Below are 13,687 nucleotides of genomic sequence, written 5' to 3' on the forward strand. Positions count from 1 at the left end.
GGCTGGCGGCCGCCGATGACCGGTGCGGTCAACGCGGCTTCGCGCCGTGCCGGGCCGCCATTCGCGCGAGCGCGGCCTGCAGCGGCGACGGTTCGAGGTGGTCGGCGAGGTCACGCAGTGCGGCGGCGCCGGCCGAGGTCATCCGCGCCTGCTTCACGTGCGGCGGCTCCGGCGCGTCCTTCGGCCGCACGCGCACGCGCAGCGTCGTCACGGGCCAGCCGCGCTTCTGGAGGTCGCCGAGCAGCCGCACTTCGACCTGTCGCAGCCGTGCTGCCAGCGCATTGTGCGCGGCAAAGAGGGTCAGGGTGCCGTCCTTGATGAAGCCCGGTTCGACGTGACTTGCCAGATAGTCGGGCAGGCATGCGCCCAGGTCGCGCTGCAGCGACGCGATCTGCTCGACGCCCGCGCGCAGCGCCGCGAAAGCGTCGGTACGGCCGAGCACTTCGGACACGGGTTGCGGGCGATAGGCGGCGAGCGGGCCGAAACGCTTGGAAAATCGGTTCATCGAGGCTTTCTTCGAGCGCGCGCGCGCGCGGACGTTGCAGCCGATTGTACCCGCGCCGACCTGTGCACGGGCGGCTTTCGGCTCCGCCCGCCCGGCCCCGGCGCGCGATGCCCGTCCGGCCGGGACGCAGGCGCACGCGTCCCCGCGTGCTAAAATTCGACGTTTGAGTCCACTAATTCGCTAAGCCGCCGAGGCTCGGGCGCCGGGGCGCGCAACACGCGCCGGGCGCCGGTGCTGCGACGCAGGATCCGATCCGATGACAACCGGTTTTCTCCAGAAAATTTTTGGCAGCCGCAACCAGCGGCTCGTCAAGCAATACCAAAAGACCGTCGCGACGATCAATGCGCTCGAAACGCAGATCGAGAAGCTGACGGACGACCAGTTGCGCGGCAAGACGGACGAATTCCGCCAGCGGGTCGCGGCCGGCGAGTCGCTCGACAAGCTGCTGCCCGAGGCCTTCGCGGTCTGTCGCGAAGCGAGCCGTCGCGTGCTGAAGATGCGGCACTTCGACGTGCAGATGATCGGCGGCATGGTGCTCCACTACGGCAAGATCGCGGAAATGCGCACCGGCGAAGGCAAGACGCTCGTCGCGACGCTGCCCGTGTACCTGAATGCACTGGCCGGCCGCGGCGTGCACGTCGTGACCGTCAACGATTACCTCGCGCAGCGCGACGCCGAATGGATGGCGCGCCTCTACAACTTCCTCGGTCTGTCGGTCGGCATCAACCTGTCCGGCATGGAGCACGACCAGAAGCAGCAGGCCTACGCGGCGGACATCACGTACGGCACGAACAACGAATTCGGCTTCGACTACCTGCGCGACAACATGGTCTACGAGACCGACGCGCGCGTGCAGCGGGCCCTGAACTTCGCGGTCGTCGACGAAGTGGACTCGATCCTGATCGACGAAGCGCGTACGCCGCTGATCATTTCGGGCCAGGCCGAGGACCACACCGAGCTGTACGTGCGGATGAACGCACTGCCGCCGCTGCTAGAGCGCCAGATCGGCGAAGAGAAGGCCGACGGCACGGGCGTCGAGAAGCCGGGCGACTACACGCTCGACGAGAAGGCGCGCCAGGTGTTCCTGACGGAATCGGGCCACGAGAAGGCTGAGCGTCTGCTCGCTGAATGGGGCCTGATCGGAGAGGGCGAAAGCCTGTATGCGCCGCAGAACATCACGCTGATGCACCACGTGTACGCGGCGCTGCGCGCCCACACGCTGTTCCACAAGGATCAGCACTACGTCGTGCAGAATGGCGAAGTGGTCATCGTCGACGAATTCACGGGCCGCCTGATGGCCGGCCGCCGCTGGTCTGACGGCCTGCACCAGGCGGTCGAGGCGAAGGAGCACGTGAAGATCCAGAGCGAGAACCAGACGCTCGCGTCGATCACGTTCCAGAACTACTTCCGGATGTACGCGAAGCTGGCCGGCATGACCGGTACCGCGGACACCGAGGCGTACGAATTCAACGAGATCTACGGTCTCGAGACGGTCGTGATCCCGACCAACCGCCCGCCGAAGCGGATCGACAAGCAGGACCAGATCTACAAGACAGCCAAGGAGCGCTACGACGCGGTGATCCGCGACATCCGCGACTGCTACGAGCGTGGCCAGCCGGTGCTGGTCGGCACGACGTCGATCGAGAACTCCGAACTGCTGTCGCACCTGCTGAAGCAGGCCGGGCTGCCGCACGAAGTGCTGAACGCGAAGCAGCACGAGCGTGAAGCGGCGATCGTCGCGGAAGCCGGCCGTCCGAAGCGCATCACGATCGCGACCAACATGGCCGGCCGCGGTACCGACATCGTGCTCGGCGGCAACGCGGAGAAGCAGGCGGCGTTCATCGAGGCCGACGATGCGATTCCGGCCGACGAAAAGGCCCGTCGCATCCAGAAGCTGCACGACGAGTGGGAAACGCTGCACGAGGAAGTCAAGGCTGCGGGCGGCCTGCACATCATCGGCACCGAGCGCCACGAATCGCGCCGGATCGACAACCAGCTGCGCGGCCGTGCAGGCCGCCAGGGCGATCCGGGCTCGTCGCGCTTCTACCTGTCGCTCGACGACCCGCTGCTGCGCATCTTCGCGGGCGACCGCGTGCGCTCGATCATGGATCGCCTGAAGATGCCGGAAGGCGAGGCGATCGAGGCGGGCATCGTCACGCGATCGATCGAATCGGCGCAGCGCAAGGTCGAAGCGCGCAACTTCGACATCCGCAAGCAGCTGCTCGAATACGACGACGTGTCGAACGACCAGCGCAAGGTGATCTACCAGCAGCGCAACGAGCTGCTCGAGGCGCACGACATCACCGAGACGATCACCGCGATGCGTCACGGCGTGATCACCGAAGTCGTCCGCCAGTTCGTGCCGGAAGGCAGCATCGAAGAGCAGTGGGACGTGCCCGAGCTCGAGGAAGCGCTGCGCAACGACTGGCAGCTCGACCTCGCGATCCAGGAAATGGTGAACGAGTCGTCGTCGATCACCGCCGAGGAGATCCTCGACGCAGTGATGACGGCCGCCGACGAGCAGTACGAGGCGAAGGTCGCGATGGTCGGCCGCGAATCGTTCAGCGCATTCGAGCGCTCGGTGATGCTGCAGACGGTCGACCGCCTGTGGCGCGAGCACCTGGCGGCACTCGACCACCTGCGCCAGGGCATCCACCTGCGCGGCTATGCGCAGAAGAACCCGAAGCAGGAGTACAAGCGCGAGGCGTTCGAGCTGTTCGCCGCGATGCTCGACGCGATCAAGCAGGAAGTCACGCGCATCGTGATGAACGTGCAGATCCAGTCGCCGGAGCAGCTGGAAGAGGCGGCCGAGCAGATCGAGGAGCGCGGCGGTCATCTCGAGAACGTCGAATACCAGCACGCCGACTACGCGGACGCCGGCGCGCCGGTCGCGAACGTCACCGCAGCCGCGGCGGCCACGGCGACGGCCGACATGGTCGGCAGCGCGATGACGCACAGCGGCCCCGGCGGCGAAATGCCGAAGGTCGGCCGCAACGACCCGTGCCCGTGCGGCAGCGGCAAGAAGTACAAGCAATGTCACGGGAAGCTGTCATGATCGGCGGCGGCGCGCGTCACGCGTGCCGCGTCGTTCGCAGCTTCGAGTCAGTGATGTGAGTTGTGGCGGCCCGCGCGTGCGGCCGCCGGTTCTTCCAATCGATGCCGGCGCGTGCCGGCATTTTCCATCCGGCAGGTGTGCCCCATGGCTGTCAATTTTCCGTCGATCGATCCCGCCCAACTGCATCCCGTCGCCGGCGTCACGCTCGGCTGGGCGGAAGCGAACATCCGCAAGCCGAATCGCAAGGACGTGCTGGTCATCTCCGTCGACGAAGGCGCGACGGTCGCGGGCGTGTTCACCGAAAACCGTTTCTGCGCGGCGCCGGTCACCGTCTGCCGCGAGCACCTGGCGAAGGTGCGTGCGGGCGGCGCGGGCATCCGTGCGCTGGTCGTGAATACGGGCAATGCGAACGCGGGCACCGGCGAGCCGGGCCTCGTGAACGCCCGTGAAACGTGTACGGAACTCGCGCGTCTCGCGGGCATCGGGCCGGCGCAGGTGCTGCCGTTCTCGACCGGCGTGATCCTCGAGCCGCTGCCGATCGATCGTCTGAAGGCCGGCTTGCCGGCCGCGCTCGCGAACCGCAACGCCGCGAACTGGTTCGACGCCGCGCAGGCGATCATGACGACCGACACGCTGCCGAAGGCGACGTCGCGCCAGGTGACGATCGACGGCCACACGGTCACGCTGACGGGCATCAGCAAGGGCGCGGGCATGATCAAGCCGAACATGGCGACGATGCTCGGCTTCCTCGCGTTCGATGCGAACGTCGCGCAGCCGGTGCTCGACACGCTCGTCAAGGAAGTCGCCGACCGCTCGTTCAACTGCATCACGATCGACGGCGACACGTCGACGAACGACTCGTTCATCCTGATCGCATCGGGCAAGAGCACGCTGCCGGCGATCACGTCGACCGATTCGCCGGCCTATGCGGCGCTGCGCGACGCGGTGACGGAAGTCGCGCAGGTGCTGTCGCAACTGATCGTGCGCGACGGCGAAGGCGCGACGAAGTTCATGACGGTGCAGGTCGAAGGCGGCAAGAGCGTCGCCGAATGCCGCCAGATCGCGTACGCGATCGGCCATTCGCCGCTCGTGAAGACGGCCTTCTACGCATCCGACCCCAACCTGGGCCGGATTCTCGCGGCGATCGGCTATGCGGGCGTCGCGGATCTCGACGTCGGCAAGATCGACCTCTATCTGGACGATGTGCTCGTCGCGAAGGCGGGCGGCCGCAACCCGGCTTACCAGGAAGAGGACGGCCAGCGCGTGATGAAGCAGAGCGAGATCACGATCCGCGTGCTGCTTGGCCGTGGCGACGCGCAGGCCACCGTCTGGACGTGCGACCTGTCGCACGATTACGTGAGCATCAACGCGGATTACCGCTCCTGATCGGGAGCGCTCGAACGACATGGACAAGCTTGAACAGTTTCTGACGCGCGCGGAAGCGCTGCTCGGCCGTCTCGAAGGGATGCTGCCGCCCGCACCGGCGGCCATCGACTGGAACGCGGCGCACGCGTTCCGCTGGCGCAAGCGCCAGGGGCGCGGTTACCTGCAGCCGGTACCGGCCGTGTCGTCGATCACGCTCGGCGACTTGCACAACATCGATCGCCAGAAAGCACTGATCGACCAGAACACGCGGCAGTTCGTACAGCGCAAGCCGGCCAACAACGTGCTGCTGACGGGCGCGCGCGGTACCGGCAAGTCGTCGCTGATCAAGGCGTGCCTGAATGCGTACGCGAACGACGGACTGCGTCTGATCGAAGTCGACAAGGACGACCTGCACGATCTCGGCGACATCGTCGACCTGATCTCGCAGCGTCCGGAGCGGTTCATCGTGTTTTGCGACGACCTGTCGTTCGAGGACGGCGAATCGGGCTACAAGGCGCTGAAGGTCGCGCTCGACGGGTCGATCGCCGCGCAGTCGGACAACGTGCTGATCTACGCGACGTCGAACCGCCGCCATCTGCTGCCCGAGTACATGAGCGACAACGAGTCGTACAAGCATCTGCCGGACGGCGAGATTCACCCTGGCGAAGTCGTCGAGGAGAAGATCTCGCTGTCGGAGCGCTTCGGGCTGTGGGTCAGCTTCTATCCGTTCAAGCAGGACGACTACCTCGACATCGTCGCGCACTGGCTGCGTCACTTCGGCTGCCCGGATACGGAGATCGAGACGGCACGCGGCGACGCGCTCGTATGGGCGCTCGAGCGTGGTTCACGCTCGGGCCGCGTCGCGTGGCAGTTCGCGCGTGACTGGTCGGGTCGCAAGGAGCAGGCATGAGCGCGGATCTGGCACAGGGCGCCGTGCGGGCGCCGGACGGCCGCAAGGTGACGGAAGTCGCGGTCGGCGTGATGGTGCAGCCGGACGGGCGCTATCTGCTCGCGCAACGCCTGCAGGGCAAGCCGTACGAAGGTTACTGGGAGTTTCCGGGCGGCAAGCTGGAGACCGGCGAAAGCGTCGAGGACGCGCTGGCGCGCGAGCTGCACGAAGAACTCGGCATCGAAGTCACGGCCAGCCATCGGTGGCACACGCTCGAGCACGATTATCCGCACGCGTACGTGCGGCTCTATTTCTGCAAGGTGACGGGCTGGACCGGCGAGCCGCACAGCAAGGAAGGGCAGGCGTTCGTATGGCAGCAACTGCCGGTCGAGGTCGCGCCGCTGTTGCCGGCGGCGCTGCCGGTGCTCGAACTGCTCGAGAAGGAAGCGGCGTCGCAATGACGCCGTGGCGGCCCGCCTGAAACGCGGGCCATATCAGTGGGCGGCGGCACCGCGCGCCGCTCAGCTGTCGCGGTGGTTGTCCGTGCCGTCCTCTTCCGACGACGGACCCTCGTCGGAGGCGCCGCCGATCCGATACTTTTCCGCGGCCCAGGCGCCAAGGTCGAGCTGCTTGCAGCGGGCCGAACAGAAGGGACGGAACTTGTTTTCAGGCGTCCAGCGCACTTCTGCGCCGCACGACGGACATTTCACAACGGTAGTCATACGAAAGCGTTGAACCGGCACGCGGCCGTTACAGATTACACAGGGTCAGATGGAACGGTACGTCGATGTCCACCGCACGCGGCCGCACGTCGCCGTCCTGCATGGTGAACCGTACCCACAACATGTATTTGTTGGCGCTCGCCTCGGGAATCACGCGCAACTCCGGCGGCACCCGCACCTGCATCAACTGGTAGCTGCGCCCGGACAGCATCTGCTGGTAGCTGCCCTGCATCGCCATGACCTTCGACGCCTGACCCGATTCGCGCGCGAGCCGCAGTACGATCGCCGCGGCGTCGCGCAACGGCAGCATCGGCAGAATCCACTTCGCGATGTCCTGGCGCCGCTGCTCGGCGGGCCATTGCTGCCACGCGTAGTATGACGGCAGGTCGAACTTGCACGTGCCGCCCGGAATCACCGCGCGGCTGCGGATGCTGGCGAGCCATTCGTTGTCGACGAGGTGCTGGCCGGTCTTGCCCTGCATCTGCGCGAGATTCGCGAGCGTCTGCTCGATTTCGCCGAGCACGGCCTCGAGCGCGTTCTGCTCGATGCCCGGATTGCCGCGAAAGGGGGCGAGCGTCTGGCGTTGACGTTCGAGCTCCTTCATCAGATCCGATTTCAGGTCCGCGCGGCCCGTTACCTCGGCGATCTCGAACAGCGTCGTCAGCGCGACGTGGTGCTCACGCGGGTCCTCCTGAGCCAAAAAGAACGCGAAGCGCTCGAACAGATCTTCGAGACGCAACAGCGTGCGAATTCGCTCGTTGAACGGATACTCGTAAAGAATCAAGCGCGCTCGCCTCTTGGGTAGGGATTGAAACAATGAAGGACATTCTAATGCCCCCTCTCTACCCTAGCAACGCGCCAATTTCGTACACCATCACGATTGCGTGCGAGGCTCAGTGCGCGGCGGCCGCGAATCCGACATAGCGTTGGTGCAGTGCATCGACCTGGGCGGCAAGAGCGTCGGGCGTGACCGCGTCGTTGACGATCACGTCGTCGGCCGCAGCGAGGCGCGCTTCGCGCGTCGCCTGGCGCGCGATGATCGCTTCGACCTGTTCGCGCGTGAAACCGTTGCGTCGCATCACGCGCGCGATCTGCGTTTCGACCGGGCAGTCGACGACGAGCACACGATTGCTGCGCGCCTTCCAGGTGCCCGACTCGACGAGCAACGGCACGACGAACATCACGTACGGGCCCCGTGCTTCGCGCGCCTCGCGATCGGTCTCCGCGCGGATCAGCGGATGCGTGATCGCTTCGAGGCGCCGGCGCGCGTCGTCGTCGCTGAAGATCAGCGTGCGCATTTTTGCACGATCGAGCGAGCCGTCGGCGGCCACGAAGCCGCGACCGAAGGCCTGCTCGATCGCCGGCATCGCGAGACCGCCCGGCGCGGTGATGCGGTGGGCAATCAGGTCGGTATCGACGAGCGATGCGCCACGGGCGCCGAACAGGTCGGCAACGGTCGTCTTGCCGCTGCCGATGCCGCCCGTGAGTCCTACTGAAAACATGTCAGCCTCCGAGCGCCGCATAGAAAGGGGTGCCGAAAAACAGCGTGGCGACGCCGCCGGCCGCGAGGAACGGGCCGAACGGAATCGGCTCCTCGAAGCGCATGCGGCCGCGCCAGGTCGCGACGAGCCCGACGACCGCGCCGGTCACCGCCGCGAACAGCACGACCTGCGGCAGTGCGGCCCAGCCCATCCAGGCGCCGAGCGCGGCAAGCAGCTTCAGGTCGCCGAAACCGATGCCCTCGATGCCGCGCAGCCATTTGAACAGCCAGTAGATCGACCACAGGAACAGGTAGCCGGCCATCGCGCCGATCACGGCCGAGCGCAGCGACGTGAAAGTGCCGCCGAGGTTCAGCACGAGCCCGGCCCACAGCAATGGCAGCGTCATCGAGTCGGGCAGGTAGCCGGTCCGGATATCGATTGCGCTCATCGCGAGCAGCGCCGCGCACAGCGCGAACGCGGCGAACGCGGCGACGGTCGGGCCGAACGCCGCGAGCGAGCCGGCCGCGAGCAGTGCGCACGCGAGTTCGACGAGCGGATAGCGGATGCCGATTGCATGGCCGCAGCGCCGGCAGCGTCCGCGCAGCATCAGGTAGCTAAGGAGCGGAATATTTTCCCAGGCGCGCAACACATGGCCGCAGTGCGGGCAGGCGCTGCGCGGGCGCCACAGATCGTAGCGCGGCGGATAACCGTCGTCGGGCGGGGCGCCCGCGGCGCCGGTCGCTTCGGCGATCTCGGCCTGCCACGCGCGCTGCATCATCACGGGCAACCGGTGCACGACCACGTTCAGGAAACTGCCGATGCAAAGGCCGATGACGACCGCGAACGCATACTGCAGCGCGGGCGGCAGCATCGCCAGCGCGAGCAGCGTGCTCTCGGGCGAATCGGAAACGGCGGACAGGGGCGCTGGCGTCATGAGGCTCGAGGTTGGACTAAAAGGCGACAGAATCGGTTGCGATGCTACACCACGTTGCCGAGCTGAAGGATCGGCAGGTACATCGCGATCACGAGGCCGCCGACGAGCGCGCCCAGGACGATCACGATCAACGGTTCGCCCAGTGCCGCGAGCGTATCGAGACGCGCGTCGAGCTGGCGTTCGCACAATGCGGCGATGTCGGCGAGCATCGTGTCGAGCGCACCGGTTTCCTCGGCGACGGCGATCGGTTGCACGACGTCGTCCGGAAAGCAGCCGGCCGAATGCATCGCATCGGCCAGACGCACGCCGCGCAACACGCGTGCGGCGATGTGCGCGGTGGCGTGCGCGAACACCGGATGGCCGGCGGTGCGCTCGAGCGTGGCGAACGCATCGGCGAGCGGCACGCCGGCGCCGAGCAGGGTCGCCAGCGAGCGGCACCAGCGTGCGGCCGCGAACCGTTCCAGCGCGCTGCCCGCGAGCGGCGCGCGCAGCAGGCGGCGTGCGAGCGCATGGCGTAGCGCGGCCGAGCGCCGAAGTGCGTGCTGCGCGGCGAGCCCCGTCGTGGCCGCACCGGCCAGGAGCATGCCGCCCCATGCCGACAGCGCGGAGGACAGCGCGAGCAGTGCGCGGGTCGGCGCGGGCAGGGCGGCGCCGAAGCCGTCGAAGATCTGCCGGAAGGTCGGCACGACCCACACCATCAATGCTGCGGAAATCGCGAGTGCGAACAGGATGACGGCGGCCGGATACGCGAGTGCGGCACGCAGCTTGCGCCATTGCGCATCGGCGCGCTCGCGGTGTTCCGCAATCCGCGTCAGCACGATGCCGAGCGAACCGGACGCCTCGCCGACCTCGATCAACTGGCGATACAGCGTGCCGAATTGCGATGGATAGCGTGCGAGCGCATCGGCGAAGCGCCGGCCGCCGACGATCTCGCGGGCAAGCCCCGCGGCGATGCGCGGTACGCCGTCGCGCGTGCGGGTGCGCGCGAGCATCTCGAGCGACGGCGCGAGCGGCAGGCCGGCCTGCAGCAGGCTCGCGAGCTGGCGCGTGAAGCGTGTGATGTCACGCGCGGCCGCCGCAGGCGGACGGGCCGGCCCGCGAAGGTCGAGCGACAGTACCGCGATGCCGTCGCGCGCGAGCGTGGCGCGTGCGGCCGCGGCGTCGAAGGCGATGATGGTCCCGCGGCGGGGCGAGCCGTTGCGATGGCGGCCGCGCCATGCAAAGCGGGTTTCGCGCGGTGGCGTGCGCATGCTCACACCGCGGGGGTGGCGGCGACGGCTTCCGCGATGCTCGTCGTGCCGTCCAGGACGCGCGCGAATGCCGCGTCGCGCAGCGTGCGCACGCCCTCGGCCGCCACGCATTGCGCGAGCTCGCCGACGCTCGCCCGCGCGACGATGCGCTCGGCCAGCCCGGGCGATACCGGCATCGTCTGATGCAGGCCGATGCGGCCGCGATAGCCGATGCCGTGACAGGCGGAACAGCCGCGCGCGACGAACGGCCGCCATCCGGCTGCCAGCGCCGCCGGGTCGCAGCCGGCTTCCCGCAGCGCGTGCGCCGATGCGTCCGAATGCACGCGGCACGCGACGCACAGGCGCCGGACGAGACGCTGCGCGGTGACGAGGTGCAGTGCGGCCGCGAGGTTGTATGGCGCGACGCCGATGTCGAGCAGCCGTGCGACGGCGGCCGGCGCGTCGTTCGTGTGCAGCGTCGACAGCACGAGATGGCCCGTCTGCGGCCTTGATCGCGACATCGGCCGTCTCCGCATCGCGAATCTCGCCGACCATGATGACGTCCGGGTCCTGCCGCAACAGCGCGCGCAGCGCCGTCGCGAACGTGAGCCCTGCTTTGTCGGCGACCCCGACCTGGTTGATCCCGTCGAGCTGGATCTCGGCGGGATCCTCGACCGTGCAGACGTTGTGCGCGTCGCGATCGAGCATCTGCAGCGCGCAGTAGAGCGACAGCGTCTTGCCGCTGCCGGTTGGGCCGGTGACGAGCACGAGGCCATGCGGCGCGCGAATCGCAGCCTCCATCGCGGCGGCTTGCCGCGCGTCGAAGCCGAGGTTGGCAAGCGTGAGATCGGGCGGCAGCGTTTCGAGCCGCCGCAGCACGAGCTTTTCGCCGAACAGCGTGGGCAGCGAGCTGACGCGGTAGTCGCCGCGCGTGCCGCCGTCGATTGCGATGCGCAGCCGGCCGTCCTGCGGAAGCCGCCGCTCGGCGATGTCCATGCGCGAGAGCACCTTGATTCGCGTGACGAGCGCATCGCGCAGGTGCAGCGGCGGGCGCGCATGTTCATGCAGCACGCCGTCGATGCGCAGACGGATGCGCCAGCCGGCCTCGAACGGCTCGACGTGGATGTCCGACGCGTCGCGCACACGCGCCGCATGCAGTGTGTCCGTCAGCAGGCGTACGGCGGGGGCATCGTCGAGCTGCGCCGCATCGAGTGCATGGGGCGCGGCGGCTGGCGCGTCGGAATGCGCGGGCGGCGACTGCGTGTTCAGCGGCGCCCCGGGGGAAGGGAAATGCATGTGAGCCGGCACGCGGGCCGCCTGTTGACCGTGATGCGCAGATGATCGCGCGTCGCGGCCGGCACCGGCAGTCGGCCGTTCGGTTAGCGCGTGGCGGTGCGTCCGGTACGCGTGCCCCGCGGCTTGAAGAGCTTGACGGTGCGCACCGCCTGATCGTCGCTGCGCATCACTTCGAGCATCACGTCGCCGATTTTCAGGCACACGTCGTCTTCCGGAATTTCCTCGAGGATCTCGAGAACCAGTCCGTTCAGCGTCTTCGGCCCGTCGGTCGGCAGCTTCAGGTGCAGCCAGCGGTTCAGTTCGCGCAGCGGCATGCTGGCCGAGACGATGCATTCGCCGTTCTCGTCCCAGCCGCCCGCGCGTTCGCTGCGCGGCATCGACGTCGTGAATTCGCCGATCAGCTCCTCGATGATGTCCTCGGGCGTGACGAGCCCTTCGAGTTCGCCGTACTCGTTGACGACGAGCGCGGTGCGCTGCCGGGTTTCCTGGAAGAACTGGAGCTGCTGGACCACCGGCGTGCCGGACGGCACGTAATACGGTTCGGCGAGCAGCGCGCGCAGCGTCTCGCGGTCGAAATCCTGGTTGTGTAGCCCGGTGAGCGTCTTGCGCACGTGCAGCACGCCGAGCACCTTGTCGATGTCGCCTTCGTAGACGACCAGGCGGTTGTGGTAGCAGGTTTCGAGTTGATGCAGGATGTCGTCGAGCGGCGCGTAGAAGTTGAGCGACTCGATCTGGCGGCGCGGCACCATCACGTCGTCGACCGTGATGTTCTCGAGGTCGAACAGGTTGAGCAGGATGCTGCGGTGCTTGGTCGGCATGAAACTGCTCGATTCGAGCACGATGGCCCGTAGCTCGTCGGCCGACATCCGCTGGTCGCGGCCCTTCTTCGTGTTGATGCGCAGCACCCACAGCACGCCGTTCGCGAGCGCATTGACGAACCAGACGACCGGCTTGAACACGCGCATCAGCGGGGCGATCACGAGGCTCGCCGGCAGCGCGATGCGTTCGGGGAACGTCGCGCCGACGATCTTCGGCGCGATTTCAGCGAACACGATGATCAGGAACGCGACGACGCCGGTCGCGATCGACAGCGCGAGGTTGTTGCGGCCGAACGTATGGAGCGCGAGCGACGTCGTGAGGACCGGGATGATCGTGTTGAACAGGTTGTTGCCGATCAGGATCACGCTCAGCAGCAAGTCAGTGCGCGTGAGCAGCCCCTGCGTGGTTTTCGCGCCGAGTGCGCCCTGACCGGCGAGATGCTTCAGCCGATGGCGATTGAGCGCCATCATCGCGGTCTCGGAAATGGAAAAGAAGCTGGAACAGAGGAGAAGCAGGAAGACGGCGCCGATTTGCGCCCATAAGGGAATTTGGTCCACGCGTTGGAAAGGGCAGTGAAGGACAGGGATGGGGGAAATATAGCAGAGGCCGGCGACCGCGATGTGTCGCGCACGATACAAGGGGTTCGCGGCGGCCGGACGAAAAAAAACCGTGCACACGGTGCACGGTTTTTTTAAATCTGGTCGGGGTGAGAGGATTCGAACCTCCGGCCTCTACGTCCCGAACGCGATTTCCCCGCCTGATACGGTGCTCCGGATTGCGGTCACTGCATTATAAATCAATGGCTTGCGCTTGGCTTCGCTCCGTTTCGCGCACCTGCGCGCAGTGGCGAGGTTGGCTGATTTGCCACTGATTTGCCACTGATTTCGCCGCGCGTAGTGAGCATCGGGCGCGGGTGGTCGTCGATTTCGCGAAATAGTTCGGGCCATGCCCGGCAGGCGGTTCTATACGGCCGAACCTTGACTTCGGTGCGTACTGCCATGCCCTCTCATCACGAATCCTTTACACCTCTTACGAAGCAGGCAGTTGCCGACGTCCTGGGCATTTCAGTCCGGTCCGTGGAAAACTGGATAAACGACGGTACCTTACCGGCGCCGGTGAAGCTGGGTAATCGCGTTTACTGGCACCCCGATGTGTTTTTCGGTTGGCTGTCACGGCGGTTGCTCGAGCCAGGTGCCGAAGAGGAGGTGGTTACATCCCCCTCCGCGCTCGCCCCGACGCCGACGTCTCAAAAACAGGTCCCTAGTCGGTCCGAATCGGTCGCGACCAGTCTGCGAGCAAGTACGAACAAGAAACTGGCGAGGCTGCGGACAACGCCTTGACGAGGGGGCCACCCGGTGAATGCGCGAGGGAGGCTGACTCCACGGTCGGACT

At 67.0% G+C, this 13,687-nt stretch carries 12 protein-coding genes and 1 pseudogene; 5 read left to right on the forward strand and 8 right to left on the reverse strand.

Features of this window, described 5'->3' with window-relative positions; translation table 11 throughout:
* Positions 1 to 28 precede the first annotated feature (28 nt).
* On the reverse strand, positions 29 to 505 hold the full coding sequence (locus tag AP428_RS00110) for a DUF721 domain-containing protein (RefSeq protein ID WP_027809364.1): 477 nt from the start codon (positions 503 to 505) through the stop codon (positions 29 to 31).
* Between the two features lie 256 nt (positions 506 to 761).
* Here AP428_RS00110 and secA point away from each other — a divergent pair, with 256 nt between their 5' ends.
* The 4 genes from secA to AP428_RS00130 all read left to right on the forward strand — a co-directional run bounded on the left by secA (position 762) and on the right by AP428_RS00130 (position 6,275).
* Positions 762 to 3,560, forward strand: coding sequence for a preprotein translocase subunit SecA (secA, locus tag AP428_RS00115; protein WP_011694136.1), 2,799 nt, complete (start codon positions 762 to 764; stop codon positions 3,558 to 3,560).
* Between the two features lie 144 nt (positions 3,561 to 3,704).
* Positions 3,705 to 4,946, forward strand: a complete 1,242-nt coding sequence (gene argJ / locus AP428_RS00120) for a bifunctional glutamate N-acetyltransferase/amino-acid acetyltransferase ArgJ (protein WP_054927332.1) — start codon at positions 3,705 to 3,707, stop codon at positions 4,944 to 4,946.
* Between the two features lie 19 nt (positions 4,947 to 4,965).
* Positions 4,966 to 5,835, forward strand: a complete 870-nt coding sequence (locus AP428_RS00125) for an ATP-binding protein (protein WP_012327857.1) — start codon at positions 4,966 to 4,968, stop codon at positions 5,833 to 5,835.
* Positions 5,832 to 6,275 (forward strand): NUDIX domain-containing protein, encoded by a 444-nt coding sequence (locus AP428_RS00130; RefSeq protein WP_054927333.1) that lies wholly within the window; start codon positions 5,832 to 5,834, stop codon positions 6,273 to 6,275. Before AP428_RS00125 ends, AP428_RS00130 begins: the two co-directional genes overlap by 4 nt.
* 60 nt (positions 6,276 to 6,335) lie before the next feature.
* Here AP428_RS00130 and AP428_RS00135 read toward each other — a convergent pair whose 3' ends face one another.
* The 7 genes and pseudogenes from AP428_RS00135 to AP428_RS00165 form a co-directional block, all read right to left on the reverse strand.
* Positions 6,336 to 6,536: a DNA gyrase inhibitor YacG gene (locus AP428_RS00135; RefSeq protein ID WP_054927334.1), complete on the reverse strand. Its 201-nt coding sequence runs from the start codon at positions 6,534 to 6,536 to the stop codon at positions 6,336 to 6,338.
* A gap of 28 nt (positions 6,537 to 6,564) precedes the next feature.
* Positions 6,565 to 7,320 (reverse strand): cell division protein ZapD, encoded by a 756-nt coding sequence (gene zapD / locus AP428_RS00140; protein ID WP_012327858.1) that lies wholly within the window; start codon positions 7,318 to 7,320, stop codon positions 6,565 to 6,567.
* Positions 7,321 to 7,429: 109 nt separating this feature from the next.
* Positions 7,430 to 8,038, reverse strand: coding sequence for a dephospho-CoA kinase (gene coaE, locus AP428_RS00145; protein WP_054927335.1), 609 nt, complete (start codon positions 8,036 to 8,038; stop codon positions 7,430 to 7,432).
* A gap of 1 nt (position 8,039) precedes the next feature.
* Entirely contained in the window at positions 8,040 to 8,951 is a 912-nt protein-coding gene (locus AP428_RS00150; RefSeq protein ID WP_054927336.1) for an A24 family peptidase, read from the reverse strand.
* Positions 8,952 to 8,995: 44 nt separating this feature from the next.
* The gene (locus AP428_RS00155) at positions 8,996 to 10,201 is read right to left on the reverse strand and encodes a type II secretion system F family protein (protein WP_054927337.1); all 1,206 of its coding nucleotides are present in this window, start codon (positions 10,199 to 10,201) and stop codon (positions 8,996 to 8,998) included.
* 2 nt (positions 10,202 to 10,203) lie between these two features.
* Positions 10,204 to 11,476: pseudogene (locus tag AP428_RS00160) on the reverse strand (GspE/PulE family protein).
* Positions 11,477 to 11,559: 83 nt separating this feature from the next.
* Positions 11,560 to 12,852, reverse strand: coding sequence for an HlyC/CorC family transporter (locus AP428_RS00165; protein ID WP_027812945.1), 1,293 nt, complete (start codon positions 12,850 to 12,852; stop codon positions 11,560 to 11,562).
* A gap of 441 nt (positions 12,853 to 13,293) precedes the next feature.
* On the opposite strand from AP428_RS00165, the gene AP428_RS37770 reads away from it, so the two are divergent.
* Positions 13,294 to 13,635, forward strand: coding sequence for a helix-turn-helix domain-containing protein (locus AP428_RS37770; RefSeq protein ID WP_078040647.1), 342 nt, complete (start codon positions 13,294 to 13,296; stop codon positions 13,633 to 13,635).
* Positions 13,636 to 13,687: the final 52 nt, after the last annotated feature.

Origin of the sequence: Burkholderia sp. E168m22 (assembly GCF_001319805.1) — a bacterium.
GTDB classification, from domain to species: Bacteria; Pseudomonadota; Gammaproteobacteria; order Burkholderiales; family Burkholderiaceae; genus Burkholderia; species Burkholderia orbicola.

Excerpts from the sequence above, each read along its gene's own strand:
- AP428_RS00135 (WP_054927334.1), bottom strand. The coding sequence starts at position 6,536 with ATGACTACCGTTGTGAAATGTCCGTCGTGCGGCGCAGAAGTGCGCTGG.
- coaE (WP_054927335.1), bottom strand. The coding sequence starts at position 8,038 with ATGTTTTCAGTAGGACTCACGGGCGGCATCGGCAGCGGCAAGACGACC.
- AP428_RS37770 (WP_078040647.1), top strand. The coding sequence starts at position 13,294 with ATGCCCTCTCATCACGAATCCTTTACACCTCTTACGAAGCAGGCAGTT.
- argJ (WP_054927332.1), top strand. The coding sequence starts at position 3,705 with ATGGCTGTCAATTTTCCGTCGATCGATCCCGCCCAACTGCATCCCGTC.
- AP428_RS00150 (WP_054927336.1), bottom strand. The coding sequence starts at position 8,951 with ATGACGCCAGCGCCCCTGTCCGCCGTTTCCGATTCGCCCGAGAGCACG.
- AP428_RS00130 (WP_054927333.1), top strand. The coding sequence starts at position 5,832 with ATGAGCGCGGATCTGGCACAGGGCGCCGTGCGGGCGCCGGACGGCCGC.
- AP428_RS00155 (WP_054927337.1), bottom strand. The coding sequence starts at position 10,201 with ATGCGCACGCCACCGCGCGAAACCCGCTTTGCATGGCGCGGCCGCCAT.
- AP428_RS00125 (WP_012327857.1), top strand. The coding sequence starts at position 4,966 with ATGGACAAGCTTGAACAGTTTCTGACGCGCGCGGAAGCGCTGCTCGGC.
- AP428_RS00110 (WP_027809364.1), bottom strand. The coding sequence starts at position 505 with ATGAACCGATTTTCCAAGCGTTTCGGCCCGCTCGCCGCCTATCGCCCG.
- secA (WP_011694136.1), top strand. The coding sequence starts at position 762 with ATGACAACCGGTTTTCTCCAGAAAATTTTTGGCAGCCGCAACCAGCGG.